The following is a 19279-nucleotide window of genomic DNA, read 5'->3' on the forward strand; positions in this document are numbered from 1 at the left end:
GACCGCTGCGTGGGAAAGTGCCGGATCTGCGTCAGATCAATTGACAAGCGTGGTCGGCTTTCCTAGGGTTCGCCCCAATTGTTTTTGCCGGATGTAACCATGACTGCTGACGACCGTATCAAACTCGAACCGAGCTGGAAGGAGGCACTGCGTGCTGAGTTCGACCAGCCCTACATGGCAGAGTTGCGCACTTTTCTGCAGCAGGAGCGGGCGGCCGGCAAGGAAATCTATCCGCCAGGCCCGATGATCTTCAACGCGCTGAATTCGACGCCGCTGGACAAGGTAAAAGTGGTCATCCTCGGCCAGGACCCGTACCACGGCCCGGGTCAGGCCCACGGCTTGTGCTTCTCGGTGCAACCGGGCGTGCCGGCGCCGCCGTCGCTGGTCAACATCTATAAAGAGTTGAAGCGCGACCTGAACATCGACATCCCCAACCATGGCTATCTGCAGAGCTGGGCCGATCAGGGTGTGTTGATGCTCAACACCACCATGACCGTCGAGCGCGCCAACGCCAATGCGCACAAGGACAAGGGCTGGCAGTTTTTTACGGACCGGATCATCGAGGTGGTCAGCCAGCGCCAGCCGCATCTGGTGTTCATGCTCTGGGGCTCCCATGCCCAGAGCAAGCAGAAGCTGATCGACGCCACCAAGCATCTGGTGCTGACGTCGGTGCACCCGTCGCCGCTGTCGGCCTATCGCGGGTTCCTCGGCTGCGGGCATTTCAGCCGCACCAACAAGTTCCTGGAGCAGAACGGCGAAGCGCCGATCGAGTGGCGCCTGCCGTCGGTTGTTTAAATAATCTTCTGAAGTCTCTCGGGTGGTGAGAGCCGCCCGTCGGATTGCTTCATCTACCTGTTATTTCTGACAGTAGATATAAAGGTGAAACCCGCGTTTAGTTGTGCAGTCGGCGTCACAGGCGACTGTGCTGGTAAACAATGGAGCGGGAGATCGTCATGAATGATTTGAACATCGATGATGTAAAGTCCTTTCCGAAGGCATTGGGAAGTCTTTTTGCAAGAACTACGCGGTTTGATCCAACCGACCCTCTGAGCGTAATCGACACTAAAGATGTTTTTCTCCGCAATGACGGCGTCTATTACACCGCAGGTGGTAGGGTCGCTACTTCTGTCTTCTTCACGTCGATTATTTTTGAGTTACCACCAGGTCTCGCGATTGGCAAGCACGCTCTCGGGCCCGGCGGTATCGGCGTTCGCTATTTCGTTGATGACGGTGGTGGCGAAGAATACTTCCGAGCGTTTGTGGGAGAGATCACGTTCACTGGAGTCGCCGAAGGTAGGCGTTATCAAGCCTCGGATTTTCAATTTAAAGCTCGCATCGGCTCGGCTGGTAAAACGGTAGAAGTGATGATGGGGAAACTCGATATTTCCTGATTGGCCAAGAATACGCTTCGAGGCATGCTCTTCCGTTCTTGAAGCGTATTGGGCGTCTACATGATTTACGGGCATTCCCCGTTTCTATTCCAATACTTGAACAACGGTTCCGCCAGAAACAGCACGAATAACAGCCGCATTACCTGCATCGCCGTCACCAGCGGCACTGACAATTGCAGGGTTTCCGCCGTCAGGCTCATCTCGGCGATCCCACCGGGCATCATGCCCAGGGTCAGCGAACGCAGATCCAGATGCGTCATTGCACTCAGTCCCAACGCCGACAACGTCGCGATCAACATGGTCAGCGCCGTGCCGATCAACGTGCGTCCCATAAACGAGGGCGCCCGGCGGAAGAACTGCCGGTTGAAGTGGCAACCCAGCCCGCTGCCGATCAGCCATTGGCCGATCTGACTGCCGCCATTGGGCAAACCGATGTGCAGATCCCAGCCGATGCTCACTGCCGCGCTGACCAGCAGCGGACCGAACAGCCATGGGTTGGGTTGACGCAGACGTTGCCAGAGCCAGGCGAGCAGGCCGCCCGCCGGAAAAAGAATCGCCAGCCAGCGCCAATCGACGCTGCCGGCGTGTGAAATCGGGGTGCCGTCACCCAGCAGATACTTGAACGCCGCCGGAACGCACAACACCACTACCAGCACCCGCAAACTCTGCCCGGCCGCGACATGGCTGAGCATCGCGCCGTTGCGTGCGCCGAGGTTGACCATCTCACCGGAGCCGCCGGGCATGCTGGAGAAAAACGCCGTGGCGCGATCCTCGCCGGTGCGGCGCATCAGCCACACGCCGACCACCGCCGAGAGGCTGGTGACCAGCGCGCCGAAGAAGATCAAGCCGAAGTGGCTGAGCACCTGCTCCATCACCAGTGGGGTGAAGTGCAACCCGATACCGATCCCGACGATCCACTGGCCGCATTTGCGGCCGCCAGGGATTTCGGCCAATTGCCACGGAGTCAGGCAGCGCACCAGGATGATCGCCAGCAACGAGCCGACCATCCACGGTAGCGGCCAGCCGATCTGGCTGGCGATGTAACCGCCAAGCAGACCGACCAGCGGGGTTCCCCACCAGGATTTGAGGGAAGACCGATCAAACATCGGCAATGGCGCGTTGCGCAGCCGAGCGTTTGCGCCAGATGCGCAGCAGCGGCATCAGCAACATGATCGCGGTCAGCACCCAGACGCCGAAGGTGATCGGACTCGACCAGAGGATTTCCAGGGCACCGTTGGAGATCGACAGTGCGCGGCGCAGGTTCTGCTCCATCAGGCCGCCGAGGATGAACCCCAGCAAAACTGGCGACAGCGGGAAGTCCAGTTTGCGCAGGATGTAGCCGAAGATGCCGATGCCGACCATCAGGAACAGGTCGAACGTGGTCGCGTGCACGGCGTACACGCCGATCCCGGTAATGATCGCGATCACCGGCACCAGGGCCCAGTTCGGCACGGCGAGGATGCGGGTGAAGATGCGGATCATCGGGATGTTCAGGATCACCAGCATGATGTTGGCGATGAACAGCGAGGCGATCAGGCCCCAGACGATGTCCGGCTGTTGCTGGAACAGCAGCGGGCCGGGGGTGATGTTGTACAGCGACAGAGCGCCGATCATCACCGCTGTGGTGCCGGAGCCCGGTACGCCGAGGGTGAGCATCGGCACCAGCGCGCCGCAGGCGGAGGCACCGATCGCGGTTTCCGGCGCAGCGAGGCCGCGGGCGTCGCCCTGACCAAACTTGCCGCTGGCACCGGCGATGCGTTTTTCGGTCATGTAGGCCACGGCACTGGCCAGCGTCGCGCCGGCGCCCGGCAATACGCCCATGATGAAACCGAGCAGGCCGCAACGGATGTTCACCACGAACACCGACGCCGCTTCCTTGAAGTTGAACATCATCCGCCCGGTGGCTTTCACCGCTTCCTGGCCGCGATGGGTTTTCTCCAGCAGCAGAAGGATTTCGCTGATCGAGAACAGGCCCAGTACCAGCACCACGAACTGAATGCCGTCGGTCAGGTGAATGTTGTCGCCGGTAAAACGATACACGCCGCTGTTGGCGTCGATGCCGACGCTGGACAGGAACAGACCGATCAACGCCGCAATGAACGTCTTCAGTGGTCGGTCACCGGCCATGCCGCCCAGGCAGACAATCGCGAACACCATCAGGACGAAGTATTCCGCCGGCCCGAAGGCAATCGCCCACTTCGCCAGCAGCGGGGCGAACAGCACCATGCCGCAGGTGGCGATGAACGCACCGATGAACGAACTCCACGCCGACAGCGACAGCGCGACCCCGGCCAGACCCTGGCGGGCCATCGGGTAGCCGTCCAGAGTGGTCATCACGGTGGAGGCTTCGCCGGGAATGTTCAGCAGGATCGAACTGATCCGGCCGCCGTATTCGCAGCCCAGGTACACCGCCGCCAACAGGATCAGCGCCGACTCCGGCGGCAGGCCCAGGGCGAAAGCGATGGGTATCAGCAGTGCCACACCGTTGATCGGTCCCAGGCCCGGCAGCAGGCCGACCACGGTGCCGATCAGCGTACCGGTCAGCGCCGTGACCAGGTTGTACGGGCTCAGCGCGACGCCGAAGCCCTGTCCCAAATATCCGAGCGTATCCATATCAGTTCTCCAGAACGTCGAGCAGACCGAGGGGCAGCGGTACGTCCATCAGACGGTCGAACAGCAGGTACAGACCGATGGCCATCAGCGTGGTCACCACGATGCTGGGCAACCAGCGGCCGCCGTACAGGCGCGCCATCGGGACGCCGATCAGGCAGCTGCTGAGGATGAAGCCCAGCGGCTCGAACAGACCGGCGAACACCAGCAGCAACAGCACGCAGATGCCGATCTTGGTCAGGGTTTCGCGGTCCAGCGGCGGCTCGTCTTCACTGTGTTTGATCGGCGCCGGGCGAAACACCATGTACAGCAGCGCCAGGCTCATCAGGCCGAGCATCAGCAGAGGAAACGCCCGCGGGCCGACCGGCTCGTAGGAAAATGCAGCCTGATAGGGCCACGCCATCAGTGCCAGGCCGGCACAGGCCAGCAGTAACACCGAGGCAAAAATGCGTTGAATCAGCATGAGGAACTCCTGGGCCACGACCTCGATGCGCGAGGCCACGGCCGCTAGACAGAGACGATCACTGGATCAGGCCGAACTCTTTGGCCAGCACTTTGTAATCCGCGACTTGCTTCTTCACGTAGGTGTCCAGCTCCGGGCCGGTCATGGCGAACGGGAACAGTTCACGCTGATCGCGCAGCTTGGCGAACTCTTCGGAAGCCAGCAGTTTGTCGAAGGCACCTTTCCACCAGGCGTAGTCTTCATCGCTGACTTTTGGCCCGAGGTAGAAGCCGCGCACCACCGGCCAGACGATGTCGTAGCCTTGCTCGCGAGCGGTAGGGATGTCTTTCATTTCCGGCTCGTCCAGACGGTTTTCAGCGAACACGGCCAGCAGGCGCATGTCACCGCTCTGGATGTGCGGCATGGAGTCGGAGATGTCGGTGCTGCCGACCTGGATGTGGCCGCCGAGCAGGGCGGTGGCGATCTCACCGCCACCTTCGAGGGCAACGTAACGCAGGTCGCGTGGGTTGATCCCGGCAGCTTTGGCGATCAGTGCAGTCTGCATCCAGTCCTGGCTGCCGACAGTGCCGCCGGAGCCGATGACTACGGCGCTCGGATCTTTCTTCAGTGCCTGAACGAGATCATCCAGGGTCTTGTAGGGCGAATCGCTTTTCACTGCGATGGCACCGTAACTGGTGCCGACCGCCGCCAGCCAGCGTACGTTGGTTTCATCGAAACGGCCGAACTTGCCTTGCGCCAGGTTTAACAGCGAACCGCTGGACCAGGCCACCAGCGTACCGGCGTCCGCCGGGCGCTGAGCCACGACGGCGTTGTACGCAACAGCACCGACACCGCCGGGCATGTAGGTCACGCGCATTGGTTTGGTCAGCAGCTTTTCGTTGACCAGCGCGCTTTGCGCCAGTTTGCAGGTCAGGTCGAAACCGCCGCCGGGGGAGGCCGGGGCGATGCATTCCGGGCGCTTGGGTTCGGCCATCAGTTGGCCGGCGAACAGCATGACGCCAGCGGCCAGAGCAACTTTACGCAGTGATAAGTTCATCTAAGTCTCCTTGGGAGTTGTTGTTATGGACGTACTGAATTACCAAAGGGCAACGCTATAGCTCACCAGCAGACGCACTTCATCGGCATCGCGAGCGGAGTAGTTGGAACGGTAAGTGGCATTACGCAAACGCACGGCAACGTCCTTCAGGGCGCCGCTTTGTACTACATATTTGATCTCGGTGTTGCGCTCCCACTCCTTGCCTTCATCGCCGTTCTTGAGCTTGATGTTGTCACCGCTCAGGTAGCGGCTCATGAAGCTCAGGCCGGGGATGCCGAGTCTGGCGAAGTCGAAGTCGTAACGGGCCTGCCAGGAGCGTTCTTCGGCGCCGGCGAAGTCGTTGATCTGCACGAAGTTGACCAGGTACGGGTCGCTGCCATCGACATAGGGGAAGGCGCTGTCGCCGGACATGTGCTGATAGCCGGCGGTGAACTTGTGGCCGCTCAGGGCATAACTGACCAGACCGTTGAGCGAGCGGTTGTCGATCTTGCCGCCACGGGCTGCGCCCTGATCGTCACTGACGGCAAAACGCAGGTCGGTGGCGAAGGTGCCCGGTCCCATCGGCCGCGAAGCGACCAGTCCGAAGAAGTGCTGGTTATAGACGTCGTCGAGTTGGGCGAAGTGGTAGCTGCCGGTGATCTTGTCGGTGAACTTGTAGTCCACGCCGGCAAAGTCGAAGTGCTTGCCGGCGACGGTGCCGGCGAAACGGCCGTTCTTGTTGTTGAGGGCAATGTCCTCGAAATCGGTGCTGTCGCGGTCCTTGGCTTTCTCCAGACGTCCACCGGTGAAGGTCAGGTTCTTGATCTCTTTGGAGGTCAGCAAACCGCCTTCGAAGGTCTGCGGCAGGATGCGCCCGTCGTTCGGCTTGAGGATCGGCAGTTCCGGAATCAGGCTGCCGATCTTCAATTCGGTGGCGGAGATCTTCACTTTGCCGGTCAGGCCGAGTTTGGAGTACTCGTCCGCCGCGCGACCGTCATCGTGGGTCGGCAGCAGGCCAGTGCCGGTGCGGTCCGGACTCGAATCGAGCTTGACCCCCAACATCCCCAGTGCATCGACACCAAACCCCACGATGCCGTCGGTGTAGCCCGATTGCAGGTTGAGCATGAACCCCTGTGCCCACTCGTCGCGCTTGGACTGCTGGGCGCTGGTGCCATCGCGAAAGTCGCGGTTGAAATACATGTTGCGGGTTTCGAAGGTGGCGGAACTGTCTTCGATGAAATCGGCGTAGCTCATCGGTGCGAAACCGGCGAGGGCGGCTGCACCGGCAAGGGCGGCGGGGCTGAAACGGGAAGGACGAACAGGCTTAAGAGCCTTGGTCTGCAAGGACGGCATGCGAGGTGTACTCCGTTTATTGTTCTTATTGGTCGAAAACGCTTCGAGGCGTTTTTCGTATCGCTGTGTGGCATCAGCGACGGCAGTCGGAACTGTCCGTGGCCCGACTCTAACGGGCTAACCTTTCGCTAACCTTTCAGCTGACTTTCCCGGATTTCGGGCTTCACAGCGGCGGTTGCGGCTGTAAACTCCGCGGCAAAGAATGGCGTCGGCCATCCCTGAATGAGGTAAAGCTCCATGCGTGTTCTGCTCGTCGAAGACCATCTGCAACTGGCCGAAAGCGTTGCCCAGGCGCTCAAGAGCACCGGTCTGACCGTGGACGTGTTGCACGATGGCGTGGCTGCCGACCTGGCGCTGGGCAGCGAGGAGTACGCGATGGCGATCCTCGATGTCGGCCTGCCGCGCATGGACGGATTTGAAGTGCTGGCGCGTCTGCGGGCCCGGGGCAAGAACCTGCCGGTGCTGATGCTGACGGCTCGCAGCGACGTCAAGGATCGGGTCCACGGGCTAAATCTTGGGGCTGACGATTATCTGGCCAAACCTTTCGAGCTGACCGAACTCGAGGCTCGGGTCAAAGCCTTGCTGCGCCGCAGTGTGCTGGGCGGCGAACGCCTGCAGCGGTGTGGTGTGCTGGCCTATGACCTGGAGACCCGGCGCTTCACCCTCGGTGAAGAACTGTTAACCCTGACCTCCCGCGAACAGGCGGTGCTCGAAGCGCTGATCGCCCGTCCCGGCCGGGTGATGAGCAAGGAGCAACTGGCTTCGCAAGTGTTCGGTCTCGACGAGGAGGCCAGCCCCGACGCCATCGAAATCTACGTGCACCGCCTGCGCAAGAAGCTCGACGGTCATGCAGTGGCCATCGTGACTTTCCGGGGCCTGGGTTATCTGCTGGAAAGCCGCGATGCATAAGCCCAGCAGCCTGCGCTGGCGGTTACTGTGGAACCTCGCGCTGTTGTTGGTGGTATTGATGCTGGCCAGCGGATTGAGCGCTTACTGGAACGGTCGCGAAGCCGCCGACACCGCTTACGACCGCACACTTCTGGCGTCGGCGCGGACTATCGCCGCCGGCCTTTCGCAGCGGGACGGCAGTCTCAGTGCCGACGTGCCTTATGTGGCCCTCGACACCTTCGCCTACGACAGCGCCGGGCGCATCTATTACCAGGTCAACGACATCCATCAGAAGTTGATTTCCGGTTACGAAAACCTGCCCGGCCCGCCGCCGGGAACGCCGAGAACCGACAGCTATCCGGCGCTCGCGCGTTTTTACAACGCCACCTATCAGGGCCAGAACGTGCGTGTGGTCAGCCTGTTGAAAGCGGTGACCGAACCGAACATGAACGGCATGGCGGAAATCCGTGTCGCCGAAACCGACGAAGCGCGTGTCAGCATGGCCCGCAGTCTGGCGGCCGATACCTTGTTGCGGCTGGGCATGCTGGCAATTGGCGCATTGTTGCTGGTGTGGTTTGCGGTCAGCGCGGCATTGCGACCGATCGAGCGTTTGCGCACGGCGGTCGAGGAGCGTCAGCCCGACGATCTGCGGCCCTTGCCGCTGGTGGAGGTGCAGCACGAATTGTGGCCGCTGGTGCGGGCGCTCAATCACTTTACCGAACGCTTGCGCGGGCAGTTCGAACGACAGGCGCAATTCATCGCCGATGCCGCCCACGAACTGCGCACGCCGCTGGCAGCGCTCAAGGCCCGTCTTGAATTGGGGCTTCGTTCCGGCGAGCCGCAAATCTGGCGCGAGACACTGGAATCTTCGGCACAAAGCACCGATCGACTGACCCATCTGGCCAATCAGTTGCTGTCGCTGGCGCGGGTGGAAAACGGTGCCCGGGCGATTGCCGAGGGCGGCGCGCAGTTGCTGGATCTGAGCCAGTTGGCCCGGGAACTGGGCATGGCCATGGCGCCTCTGGCTCACGCGCGCGGTGTGGCTTTGGCGCTGGAAGCGGACGAGCCAGTCTGGCTGCGCGGCGAGCCGACGTTGCTCAACGAACTGCTGAGCAATCTGGTGGACAACGCTCTGGCGCACACGCCATCGGGCGGCAACGTGATCTTGCGGGTGCTGTCGCCGGCCGTGCTTGAAGTCGAAGACGACGGCCCGGGCATTCCTCAGGATGAGCGTGACCGGGTATTCGAGCGCTTCTACCGGCGCAACCAGCAGGTTGCCGGTTCCGGGCTGGGTCTGGCGATCGTCGGGGAGATCTGTCGCGCCCATCTGGCGCAGATTACCCTGCACGATGGTGAGCCCGTGGGGTTGAAGGTGCGGGTGAGTTTTATCGCAGGCTGAGACTCAGTAGAACATCGAGCGCGATTCTTCCAGATCTTCGCACAACGCCTTGTTGTCGATGTCTATCCCGAGCTTGCGAAAGGCCGGAACACTGAGCGGGTCGATCCGGGCGAGGGGATGATCGGTGTCTTTGTGGCAATACAGGCTGGCCACTTGCACCAGATCCACATAATCGACCTGTGGCGATTCGCGTTTCAGATCCTGATACAGCCCCGGCAACTCCACGAGGCGCTCCGGGAATTCCCAGACCCGCAGCAACTTGTCGCCGATCAGCGGATGAATGTGATCGATCACATGATTGAGGCTGACGGGGTCGGACAGCAGTTCGTAATGGTCTTCGGCGTAGGTCAGGATCGGCAGCACGCCGATCTGGTGCACCAGCCCGCCCAATGCAGCCTGATCCGGCTTGAGCTGGGTATAGCGGCGGCACAATGCGTAGCTGACGCCGGCGATCTCCAGGCTCTTGCGCCAGACTTCGCGCATTTTCTGTTCCACCACCTCGGAGCGTGCGTGGAAGATCTGCTCCATCACCAGACCGATCGCCAGGTTGCTGCTGTAGTTGACGCCCAGCCGGGTGATCGCAGTATGCAGGTCGGTGACTTCCTGCGTGGCGCGCAGCAAGGGACTGTTGACCACTTTGATCAGCCGTGCCGAGAGCGCCGTGTCACGGCCGATGACTTTGCTCAGGTCGCTGACGCTGATGTCCGGGTCTTCGGCGGCCTTGCGAATCTGCAGGGCCACTTCCGGTAACGTTGGCAGAACCAGGTCATCGTTATCGATGGCCTCAACCAAATCCTGTTGGACCTTATCCGCCAGCTCACTCATGTCATTTCTCTAGGGTGTTGCAACAAATGCTGCGATCAACGCTGGATTTCGCGGTCGCGATCCAGTTCGTAAGGCAGGTCGAGCAAGTGCAGCGCCGGCCCTTCGACCGTACCCAGATGCAAATCGCCCGCTTCGGCAGCTTCGGCCTGCAACACGGCCAGCAGTTCAATATTCTTTTCGGCGCGGGCGGCCAGCACCACTTCGCCGATGGAACTGCCGTGGCTCGGAGCGAACAGCGGGGTGCCGGGCTCCGGCAACTCGCTGGCGTCCAGTTGCACGCGGTACAGGCGACGCTTGAGCTTGCCCAGGTACTGCATGCGCGCGACGATCTCTTGCCCGGTGTAGCAACCTTTCTTGAAGCTCACGCCGCCGACCGCTTGCAGATTGAGCATCTGCGGAATGAACAGTTCGCGGGTGCCCGGCATGACCTGGCCGATACCGGCACGGATCTGGCCCAGCAGCCATTGATTGAGTTCGGCTTCGGTCAATTGCGCAGACAGCTTGCCTTTGATGGCGTCGGCCTGATCGGCTGGCGCCCAGAGTTCGGCACGGTCGGGGGAGACGCGAATCGCGATCAACCCTTCGTGGCGAACCACGCTGTCGGTGTCCGCCGACAGTTCCAGACCCAGGCTGCTCAGGGCTGCATCCCCATGCTCCAGACCGAAGCGCGCCCATGACTCGCTTTCGTCGGTCAGTTTCGATTTGGAGAACACCGCGTACTTTTTCAGGTCCGCCAGTTGTGGCTCCAGCAGCTCGCCGGCCATGGCCAGCAGCACGCCGTCGCCTTCAAGCACGATGCGGAAACTCGACTGCATCCGGCCTTTCTGCGTGCAGCGGGCACCAAGGCTGGCCCGCTCATCACTCAGGTAATTGATATTGCAGGTCAACTGGCCTTGCAGGAATTTGCCGGCGTCCGCGCCGCGAACCGCGAGAACGCCTTCATGAGAGAGGGTGCAGAAAAAAGCAGAATCGGCCATGGGTCATCGCAGGGTAAATAGACTGGGGCACATCATAAGGGGGTGGTGTTGAAATGGGTAGTTCATAAAGGATCGGTGGCGCCCGACCAAAGCCGACTGTTCGGCCCGCCTCGGGCCTGTATACTTGCGGCCTATTTGAGGAGCGCTCCATGGTCGAACAAGTTGAACTGAATCGCCTCTTTTGGCACAGCCGCCGCGGCATGCTCGAGCTTGACGTGTTGCTGGTGCCGTTTGTGAAAGAGGTCTACTCGAATCTGAACGAGGTGGATCGCGCGCTGTATGTCCGCCTGCTGGAATGCGAGGATCAGGACATGTTCGGCTGGTTCATGGAGCGCAGCGAGTCTGAAGATCCTGAGCTGCAGCGCATGGTTCGCATGATTCTGGATCGTGTCCAGCCCAAGTAATACGTTTGAATGCCGCTGGCATGCCTCACGGCAGTTGCTGGCGGCGTATCTCCTGGCCCAGGCGTTGGCCCTGTGCGCTCTGTTTCTGCTTGTCCTGCCTTTCTGGGCCAGCCTGCTCGGGGCGGTCGCCTGTCTGATCCATGCTGTGTGGGTATTGCCCCGTCAGATTCTGCTGAGTCATCCCAAAGCTTTCTGCCGATTGCGTCGTGATGCCGATGGCTGGCAGTTGTGGAATCAGGCCGATGGCTGGCAGGCGGTGCAGTTGCGTCCGGACAGCCTGGCATTGCCGTTGATTGTGGTGTTGCGCTTTCGATTGCGCGGTGAACGGTGGGTCAGATCGATCTGTGTACCCCGGGATGCGCAGGCGGCGGATTTGCACCGACGCCTGCGGGTGCGGCTCAAGTTCAGCCGGCGTAGGTGGGCGGCACCAGAATAGTATCGAGGGCTTCGGGCAGCAGGTCCGGGTAGTCGAGGGTGTAATGCAGGCCACGACTTTCCTTGCGCTCCATGGCCGAGCGGATCATCAGTTCCGCCACTTGCGCCAGGTTGCGCAATTCGATCAGGTCGCGGCTGACTTTATAGTTGCTGTAGAACTCGTCGATCTCGTCCAGCAGCAGACGCACGCGGTGCTGTGCGCGCTGCAGGCGTTTGTTGGTGCGCACGATACCGACGTAGTCCCACATGAAGCGCCGCAACTCGTCCCAGTTGTGCGCGATGATCACGTCTTCGTCGGAATCGGTCACCTGGCTCGCATCCCAGGCGGGCAGGGCGCGCGGGATGGCGACGTCGGACAATTGCTCGAGAATGTCCGTGGCGGCAGAGCGGGCATATACGAAGCACTCCAGCAGTGAGTTGCTGGCCATGCGATTGGCACCGTGCAGGCCGGTGAAGCTGGTTTCGCCGATGGCGTACAGACCAGGCACGTCGGTGCGGCCTTGCTGGTCAACCATAACGCCGCCGCAGGTGTAGTGAGCCGCCGGCACGACCGGGATCGGTTGCTTGGTGATATCGATGCCGAATCCGAGGCAGCGCTCGTAAACCGTCGGGAAGTGCGTTTTGATGAATGCTTCGGGTTTGTGGCTGATGTCGAGGTAGACGCAGTCGACACCCAGACGCTTCATTTCATGGTCGATGGCGCGAGCGACGATGTCCCGTGGCGCCAGTTCGGCGCGTGGGTCGAAGCGCTGCATGAAGCGTTCGCCGTTCGGCAGCTTCAAATGTGCGCCTTCCCCGCGCAGGGCTTCGGTGATCAGGAAACTCTTGGCCTGCGGGTGATACAGGCAAGTGGGGTGGAACTGATTGAATTCCAGGTTCGCCACGCGGCAACCCGAGCGCCAGGCCATGGCGATGCCATCACCGCAGGCGCCGTCAGGGTTGCTGGTATAGAGGTAGACCTTGGCGGCACCGCCGGAAGCCAGAATCACGAATCGAGCGCCGTAGGTATCGACTTCGCCGGTCTTGCGATTGAGCACGTAGGCGCCGAGGCAGCGGTCGCCGTCCAGCCCGAGGCGGCGCTCGGTGATCAGGTCCACCGCGACTCGCTGCTCCAGCAGTTCGATGTTCGAACGCTGTCTGGCCTGGGCCAGCAAGGTTGTGAAAATCGCGGCGCCGGTGGCATCGGCGGCATGGATGATGCGGCGATGGCTGTGGCCGCCTTCGCGGGTGAGATGGAATTCGAATCCGCCGTCTTCAGTCCCGGATTGTTCATCACGGGTGAACGGCACGCCTTGGTCGATCAGCCACTGGATCGCTTCCTTGCTGTGCTCGACAGTGAAACGTACCGCATCTTCATGGCACAAACCGCCACCGGCATTGAGCGTGTCGTCGACGTGGGATTCGACGGTGTCGGTGTCGTCAAGCACGGCCGCGACGCCACCCTGGGCCCAATAGGTCGAACCGTTGGCGAGATCGCCTTTGCTCAGTACCGCGATGCGCAAGTGACCGGGCAGGGTCAGCGCGAGACTCAAACCGGCAGCGCCGCTGCCAATTACCAGGACATCGTGTTGAAACTGTTGGCTCATTTCAGGATTCCGCTCAAAGCGACCCGGGTCGGGGTTGGCGCAAGACAGGCGGAGGGGCGAGTCGAGACAGCCACACAGCCCACTAGTATATAGAGGGGTGGAGCGGCACAATAGCCGGGCTGGTATGGCATTGTGAAACTATCCTGACGACAAAATACCGACGCTTTGTCGGAAGTTTTTTTCATGGGTTTTCGGAAAAGGCGACTGTATCGCAGATGAAACACGCTTTTTCCGCCCTCGGTTGCCCAATGTCGCTTTTACCCGGCTATAAATATTTGGAACTTTTGCCAAAGGCTCAAGATCAATAGACAGTTGCCTGAGACAAGGGACAGTGTCGGCTTCAACGCGGAATCTGCGGTTGGATTCTCGCCGGTGAGCCGATGAAAAGATTATTCGCGCAGCCGGTTTATCCCGCGCTGCGTTTTTCGTGCGTGCCAAATCAGAGCCCGCAGGAAACTTGCTTGGAGGGGGAGAACTTTTGCGAAAAGCCCGAGTCTATGTTTGCAAGTCCGGTCGTTTGGTCATGCAAGCCTCCTCTGAGTTTATCGAGGAGTGTTCATGCTAACCCAGGAAGAGGATCAGCAGCTGGTCGAGCGCGTTCAGCGTGGCGACAAGCGAGCTTTCGATCTGCTCGTGTTGAAGTATCAGCACAAAATTCTCGGGTTGATCGTGCGTTTCGTGCACGACACCCATGAAGCCCAGGACGTTGCGCAGGAAGCCTTTATCAAGGCGTATCGAGCGCTTGGAAACTTTCGCGGAGACAGTGCCTTTTATACGTGGCTGTACCGTATCGCCATCAACACGGCGAAAAACTATCTGGTTTCACGCGGCCGCCGGCCGCCGGATAGCGATGTCAGCTCCGAAGATGCAGAGTTCTATGACGGCGATCACGGCCTGAAGGATCTCGAATCTCCAGAACGTGCATTGCTGCGGGATGAGATCGAAGGCACCGTCCATCGAACCATTCAGCAACTTCCAGAGGATTTGCGCACGGCTTTAACTTTGCGTGAATTCGATGGTCTGAGTTACGAGGACATCGCGAGCGTCATGCAATGTCCGGTTGGTACCGTGCGCTCCCGGATTTTCCGCGCCCGGGAGGCCATCGATAAAGCCCTGCAGCCGTTGTTGCAGGAAAACTAAAGACAGCGGCGACAGCCAAGAGAGGAACGCCATGAGTCGGGAAGCCCTGCAGGAATCGCTGTCCGCAGTGATGGATAACGAAGCGGACGAACTGGAATTGCGTCGAGTGCTCAACGCACTGGATGATGTTGAAACACGCGAAACCTGGGCTCGTTACCAGATCGCTCGGGCAGCCATGCACAAGGATCTGCTGCTTCCACGCCTGGATCTCGCTGCGGCGGTTTCTGCTGCACTGGAAGACGAAGCCACCCCTGCCAAGGTCTCTCGCGGACCATGGCGCAGCCTTGGACGTCTGGCCGTTGCAGCGTCGGTAACCGTTGCCGTTCTGGCAGGTGTCCGCCTGTACAACCAGGACGAAATCGCAGGTGTTGAACTGGCGCAGCAGTCCAATCAGCCAGTATTGGCTACTCCTCAGGTCAAAGGGCCGGCGGTACTGGCAGGCTACAATGAGAGTTCTGAAGCCACTGGTCCTATGGCCAATGGCGTGCTGCAAGGCCAGCCAGGCTGGCACGATCAGCGTTTGCCGGGTTACCTGCGTCAACATGCTCAGCAAGCTGCGCTGAAAGGTACTGAAAGCGCACTGCCTTATGCACGGGCAGCCAGTCTGGAAAACCGTTAAGGAGGATCATGCGCGCCATACCTCTACTTTCGCTTCTGCTCAGTGGCTGGTTCATTGTTCCAGCCCACGCCGATGAGGCCCAGGATTGGCTGACCCGCCTGGGCCAGGCCGAGCAGCAGCAAAGCTTTCACGGCACATTCGTTTACGAGCGTAACGGTAGCTTCTCTACTCACAGCATCTGGCATCGTGTCCAGAACGGGCAGGTTCGCGAGCGGTTGCTCCAGCTTGACGGTTCGGCGCAGGAAGTCGTGCGCATTGATGGCCATACTCAATGTGTCAGCGGTACCCTGATTGCGGGGCTGGGAGATTCTCCAAACTCTGCCGCTCGTCCTCTCGATCCTCAGAAGCTGAAGAATTGGTATGAGCTTGCCGTGATCGGCAAGTCGCGTGTGGCCGGGCGTGACGCGGTCATCGTATCGCTGACGCCACGAGATCAGTATCGCTACGGATTCGAACTGCACCTGGACAGGGAAACGGGGTTGCCACTCAAGTCGTTGCTGCTCAACGACAAGGGGCAGTTACTTGAACGGTTCCAGTTCACACGACTGGATACTGCCGAGGTTCCATCCGACAAGGATCTTCAGGCCGCCTCCGACTGCAAGCCTGTCAACCTCGACAGTGACAAGGCTTCTGCCGTCAAGACCGCACAGGTCTGGCGATCTGACTGGTTGCCACCTGGTTTCGAACTCACCAGCAGTTCTTCGCACAAAGATCCGGACACCAAAACCCAGGTCAACAGCTTGCTGTATGACGATGGTCTGGCGCGTTTCTCGGTCTTTCTGGAACCGCTGAACGGTGCCGTGGTCACGGATACCCGGACTCAGCTGGGTCCTACGGTTGCCGTATCTCGCCGTCTGACGACGCCACAGGGTGAGATGATGGTGACGGTGGTCGGCGAAATTCCAATCGGTACTGCCGAGCGGATTGCCTTGTCGATACGCAATGATGGCGCTGCAACCAGCAAGCAGTGAGCTGATTTCAGCAGTTTCCGCTTCGTGTTCGAGACATGAAATGTTTGCTGAGCATTTTCATTTGCAAATAATCCGAAAATTTTTTATAGGTCAGAGCCTCTCGGCTCTGGCCTTGTTTGTTGTTCCCGGAACAAAAATGCCGGCCTGTGGTTTCCGGTGTTCCTTGCTCCATATCGCTTAACCCTGCTCGTCGTAACGGGAGCTGTATGTCGATACCAAGTTTGAAGTCTTATCTCTCCATCATCACTGCCGTGCTGGTGCTCGGTCAGGCTGTCCCGGCAGTCAATGCGGCTGAAGCGGCCAGTCCGGTCAATCTGCCGGATTTCACCCAGCTGGTCGAACAGGCCTCGCCTGCGGTGGTGAACATCAGTACCACGCAAAAACTGCCGGATCGCAAAGTGAACCAGCAGATGCCTGATCTGGAAGGCTTGCCGCCGATGCTGCGCGAGTTCTTCGAGCGAGGCATGCCACCGCAGCCGCGTTCGCCGCGCGGTGATCGCCAGCGCGAAGCGCAGTCGCTGGGTTCGGGCTTCATCATCTCGCCTGATGGCTACATCCTGACCAACAATCACGTGATTGCCGATGCTGACGAAATCCTCGTTCGTCTGGCGGATCGCAGTGAAATGAAAGCCAAGCTGATCGGCACCGACCCGCGCTCTGACGTGGCCCTGCTGAAAATCGAAGGCAAGGACCTGCCCGTGTTGAAGCTCGGCAAATCCCAGGATCTGAAAGCCGGTCAGTGGGTCGTAGCGATCGGTTCGCCATTCGGCTTCGACCATACTGTGACCCAAGGCATCGTCAGCGCCGTTGGCCGTAGCTTGCCAAACGAAAACTATGTGCCGTTCATTCAGACTGATGTGCCGATCAATCCGGGTAACTCCGGTGGCCCGCTGTTCAACCTGAACGGTGAAGTGGTGGGGATCAACTCGCAGATCTACACCCGTTCCGGTGGCTTCATGGGCGTTTCGTTCGCCATCCCGATCGACGTTGCCATGGATGTATCGAATCAGCTGAAAAGCGGTGGCAAGGTCAGCCGTGGCTGGCTGGGTGTGGTCATTCAGGAAGTGAACAAGGATCTGGCCGAGTCGTTCGGTCTGGAAAAACCGGCCGGTGCGCTGGTGGCTCAGATCCAGGATGACGGTCCCGCTGCCAAGGGCGGCCTGCAAGTGGGCGACGTGATCCTGAGCATGAACGGCCAACCGATCGTCATGTCTGCTGATCTCCCTCATCTGGTCGGCGCGCTGAAGGCTGGCGCCAAGGCCAATCTGGAAGTGATTCGTGAAGGCAAGCGCAAGAATATCGAGCTGACGGTCGGCGCTATTCCTGACGAAGACAAGGAGCTGGATGCCTTGCCGAAGTCCGGTGTCGAGACCAACAGCAATCGTCTTGGGGTATCGGTCGCTGAACTGAGCGCCGAGCAGAAGAAAACCTATGACCTCAAGGGCGGTGTTGTCATCAAGGAGGTGCAGGACGGTCCTGCAGCCCTGATCGGCCTGCAGCCAGGCGACATCATCACTCACCTGAACAATCAGGCCATTGGTTCTGCCAAGGAGTTCTCCGAGATCGCCAAGGCGCTGCCGAAGAATCGCTCCGTGTCGATGAGGGTTCTGCGTCAGGGTCGTGCCAGCTTCATCACCTTCAAACTGGCTGAATGATCCGCGGTTGCTGAGTCAAAAAAAAACCGCCTCGAAAGAGGCGGTTTTTTTATGCCTGCAGCTTTTATCCCATCATGTCCTTCACCATACGCTCCTGCTCCATCAGCTCACGCTGGCGGGCATCGATACGCGAGGAGAGCGGGAAGTTGCTGCCAGCCTTGCGCTTGGCGAAATCCAGTTGCTGGATAGCCTGACGATAATCGCCCACCAGTGCGAAGTACTCCGCGCGGGCCTGATGCAAACCAATGATGTTGCCGGCCAAGCCACGGGTTTCCGCCACCTGATACCAGACGTCGGGATCGTCCGGGCGCGACTTCAACAAGCCTTCCAGGGCTTTTTCCGCATCGGCAGTACGGTTCTGCTTCAATAGCAGATCGACCCGAACCTGATTCAGCGGGTAGTTGCCGGGATACTGGGTCAGCATGCGGTCTACCCGCGATTGCGCATCGGCCAGCTTGTTGTTGGTGATATCCAGATCGATCTGCGCCAGGTTGTAGATGATCTCGTTCGGCGATTTGCTCAGCAGCTGCTTGAGATTCTCTCGGGCTTCGTTCAACTGACCACCCTTGATCTGGGCGATCGCCAGGCCGTAACGAGCCACATCGTTGTTCGGATTATCGTCCAGTTGCGCCCGGAAGCGCTTGGCGCCCATCCCGGGGGTTTCTTCATAGATCAACTGTACCCGGGCGCGGATCAACTGATAGCGCATGCTGTCCTCGATACCGCCGGGCTTGGCCTGCTCTGCGCGGTTGCGGGTGTCGGCGATGCGGGATTCGGTTACCGGGTGAGTCAACAGGAACTCGGGTGGCTTGGCGTCGTAGCGATACTGGCGCATCAAGCGTTCGAACATGGTTGGCATCGAACGTGGGTCGTAACCGGCCTTTTCCAGGTTGAGAATGCCGATTCGGTCGGCCTCCTGCTCGTTCTGACGCGAGAAGGTCCGCTGCGACTGAATGGCTGCCGCCTGGGTACCGGCGATGGTCGCGATCCCGGCATCGCCGGCTCCGGCAGCGGCAATCACGATACCGGCCAGCAGAGCGGCCATCATCGGCACCTGCATCCGTTGGGAGGCCTCGACGCCCCGGGCAAAGTGGCGCTGGGACAAGTGAGCCAGTTCGTGGGCCAGTACCGAGGCATATTCACCTTCGGTCTGGGCATTGAGGAATAGTCCACCGTTGACCCCGACAATCCCGCCCGGTGCTGCGAAAGCGTTGAGTTGCGAACTGTTGATCAGAATGAATTCCAGGCGTCGGTCGCTGACCTGGCTGGTTTCCACCAGTTTATAGACGCTCGACTCGACGTAATCCTTGAGCTGAGGATCATTGAGCTGCGAAACCTGGCTGCGCAGCAATGCCAGCCAGGCGCGACCCAGTTGGTATTCCTGCTGTGGAGAGACGATGGCAGAGCTGGCGTCACCGAGTGACGGCAGGTCGTCGGCGAAGCCCGGTGAGGCGAGCAGGCAAGCGAGCGTCAGCAGGGTAGGGCGCAGAAATGTCATGCACAAAGCCTTAGTCGACAAAGACCTTACTGTAGCCGGACACCGGGCTT

The 19279-nt window shown here is 60.1% G+C and carries 19 protein-coding genes; 10 read left to right on the plus strand and 9 right to left on the minus strand.

Going from position 1 to position 19279, the window contains the following annotated elements:
* Positions 1-99 precede the first annotated feature (99 nt).
* On the plus strand, positions 100-795 hold the full coding sequence (gene ung / locus NE357_RS06865) for a uracil-DNA glycosylase (RefSeq protein WP_169429241.1): 696 nt from the start codon (positions 100-102) through the stop codon (positions 793-795).
* A 158-nt stretch (positions 796-953) separates the two neighbouring features.
* The gene (locus tag NE357_RS06870) at positions 954-1391 is read left to right on the plus strand and encodes a hypothetical protein (protein WP_169429242.1); all 438 of its coding nucleotides are present in this window, start codon (positions 954-956) and stop codon (positions 1389-1391) included.
* Between the two features lie 65 nt (positions 1392-1456).
* Here NE357_RS06870 and NE357_RS06875 read toward each other — a convergent pair whose 3' ends face one another.
* Genes NE357_RS06875 through NE357_RS06895 form a run of 5 tightly spaced genes read right to left on the minus strand, consistent with a single transcriptional unit; the run spans position 1457 to position 6832 of the window.
* Positions 1457-2497: an AbrB family transcriptional regulator gene (locus tag NE357_RS06875; protein ID WP_169429243.1), complete on the minus strand. Its 1041-nt coding sequence runs from the start codon at positions 2495-2497 to the stop codon at positions 1457-1459.
* On the minus strand, positions 2490-4004 hold the full coding sequence (locus NE357_RS06880) for a tripartite tricarboxylate transporter permease (protein ID WP_085729996.1): 1515 nt from the start codon (positions 4002-4004) through the stop codon (positions 2490-2492). Before NE357_RS06880 ends, NE357_RS06875 begins: the two co-directional genes overlap by 8 nt.
* A gap of 1 nt (position 4005) precedes the next feature.
* A complete protein-coding gene (locus tag NE357_RS06885) occupies positions 4006-4464 on the minus strand; it encodes a tripartite tricarboxylate transporter TctB family protein (protein WP_169429244.1) in 459 nt (152 codons plus the stop codon).
* A 58-nt stretch (positions 4465-4522) separates the two neighbouring features.
* The gene (locus tag NE357_RS06890) at positions 4523-5500 is read right to left on the minus strand and encodes a Bug family tripartite tricarboxylate transporter substrate binding protein (RefSeq protein WP_169429245.1); all 978 of its coding nucleotides are present in this window, start codon (positions 5498-5500) and stop codon (positions 4523-4525) included.
* A 39-nt stretch (positions 5501-5539) separates the two neighbouring features.
* Positions 5540-6832: an OprD family porin gene (locus NE357_RS06895; RefSeq protein WP_169429246.1), complete on the minus strand. Its 1293-nt coding sequence runs from the start codon at positions 6830-6832 to the stop codon at positions 5540-5542.
* A 237-nt stretch (positions 6833-7069) separates the two neighbouring features.
* On the opposite strand from NE357_RS06895, the gene NE357_RS06900 reads away from it, so the two are divergent.
* Both NE357_RS06900 and NE357_RS06905 read left to right on the plus strand, forming a co-directional pair.
* Positions 7070-7741, plus strand: coding sequence for a response regulator (locus NE357_RS06900; protein WP_169429247.1), 672 nt, complete (start codon positions 7070-7072; stop codon positions 7739-7741).
* A complete protein-coding gene (locus NE357_RS06905; RefSeq protein ID WP_169429248.1) occupies positions 7734-9119 on the plus strand; it encodes a sensor histidine kinase in 1386 nt (461 codons plus the stop codon). Before NE357_RS06900 ends, NE357_RS06905 begins: the two co-directional genes overlap by 8 nt.
* 3 nt (positions 9120-9122) lie before the next feature.
* Here the strand turns inward: NE357_RS06905 and NE357_RS06910 are convergent, their stop codons facing one another.
* Positions 9123-9944, minus strand: a complete 822-nt coding sequence (locus NE357_RS06910) for an HDOD domain-containing protein (protein WP_169429249.1) — start codon at positions 9942-9944, stop codon at positions 9123-9125.
* Positions 9945-9979: 35 nt separating this feature from the next.
* Positions 9980-10921, minus strand: a complete 942-nt coding sequence (gene ygfZ, locus NE357_RS06915; protein ID WP_169429250.1) for a CAF17-like 4Fe-4S cluster assembly/insertion protein YgfZ — start codon at positions 10919-10921, stop codon at positions 9980-9982.
* 149 nt (positions 10922-11070) lie between these two features.
* Here ygfZ and NE357_RS06920 point away from each other — a divergent pair, with 149 nt between their 5' ends.
* Entirely contained in the window at positions 11071-11325 is a 255-nt protein-coding gene (locus NE357_RS06920) for an FAD assembly factor SdhE (protein ID WP_065257636.1), read from the plus strand.
* Positions 11309-11761 carry a protein YgfX gene (locus NE357_RS06925; RefSeq protein ID WP_169429251.1) on the plus strand — a complete coding sequence of 151 codons (453 nt, stop codon included), beginning with the start codon at positions 11309-11311 and terminating at the stop codon, positions 11759-11761. The genes NE357_RS06920 and NE357_RS06925 overlap by 17 nt, the downstream gene beginning before the upstream one ends.
* On the opposite strand, the gene nadB is transcribed toward NE357_RS06925, so the two are convergent.
* Positions 11730-13346 carry an L-aspartate oxidase gene (gene nadB / locus NE357_RS06930; protein WP_169429252.1) on the minus strand — a complete coding sequence of 539 codons (1617 nt, stop codon included), beginning with the start codon at positions 13344-13346 and terminating at the stop codon, positions 11730-11732. The two genes, NE357_RS06925 and nadB, sit on opposite strands and share 32 nt — an antisense overlap.
* A gap of 558 nt (positions 13347-13904) precedes the next feature.
* Here nadB and rpoE point away from each other — a divergent pair.
* The 4 genes from rpoE (at position 13905) to NE357_RS06950 (ending at position 17731) form a co-directional block, all read left to right on the plus strand.
* A complete protein-coding gene (gene rpoE, locus NE357_RS06935) occupies positions 13905-14486 on the plus strand; it encodes an RNA polymerase sigma factor RpoE (RefSeq protein ID WP_003172477.1) in 582 nt (193 codons plus the stop codon).
* Positions 14487-14517: 31 nt separating this feature from the next.
* A complete protein-coding gene (locus tag NE357_RS06940; protein WP_011332903.1) occupies positions 14518-15105 on the plus strand; it encodes a sigma-E factor negative regulatory protein in 588 nt (195 codons plus the stop codon).
* Between the two features lie 8 nt (positions 15106-15113).
* Positions 15114-16076 (plus strand): MucB/RseB C-terminal domain-containing protein, encoded by a 963-nt coding sequence (locus NE357_RS06945; RefSeq protein WP_169429253.1) that lies wholly within the window; start codon positions 15114-15116, stop codon positions 16074-16076.
* Positions 16077-16282: 206 nt separating this feature from the next.
* Positions 16283-17731 carry a DegQ family serine endoprotease gene (locus tag NE357_RS06950; protein WP_169429254.1) on the plus strand — a complete coding sequence of 483 codons (1449 nt, stop codon included), beginning with the start codon at positions 16283-16285 and terminating at the stop codon, positions 17729-17731.
* Positions 17732-17795: 64 nt separating this feature from the next.
* Here NE357_RS06950 and NE357_RS06955 read toward each other — a convergent pair whose 3' ends face one another.
* Positions 17796-19229: a M48 family metalloprotease gene (locus NE357_RS06955; RefSeq protein ID WP_169429255.1), complete on the minus strand. Its 1434-nt coding sequence runs from the start codon at positions 19227-19229 to the stop codon at positions 17796-17798.
* Between the last annotated feature and the right edge of the window lie 50 nt (positions 19230-19279).

The sequence above is a fragment of the Pseudomonas sp. G7(2022) genome, assembly GCF_052660475.1.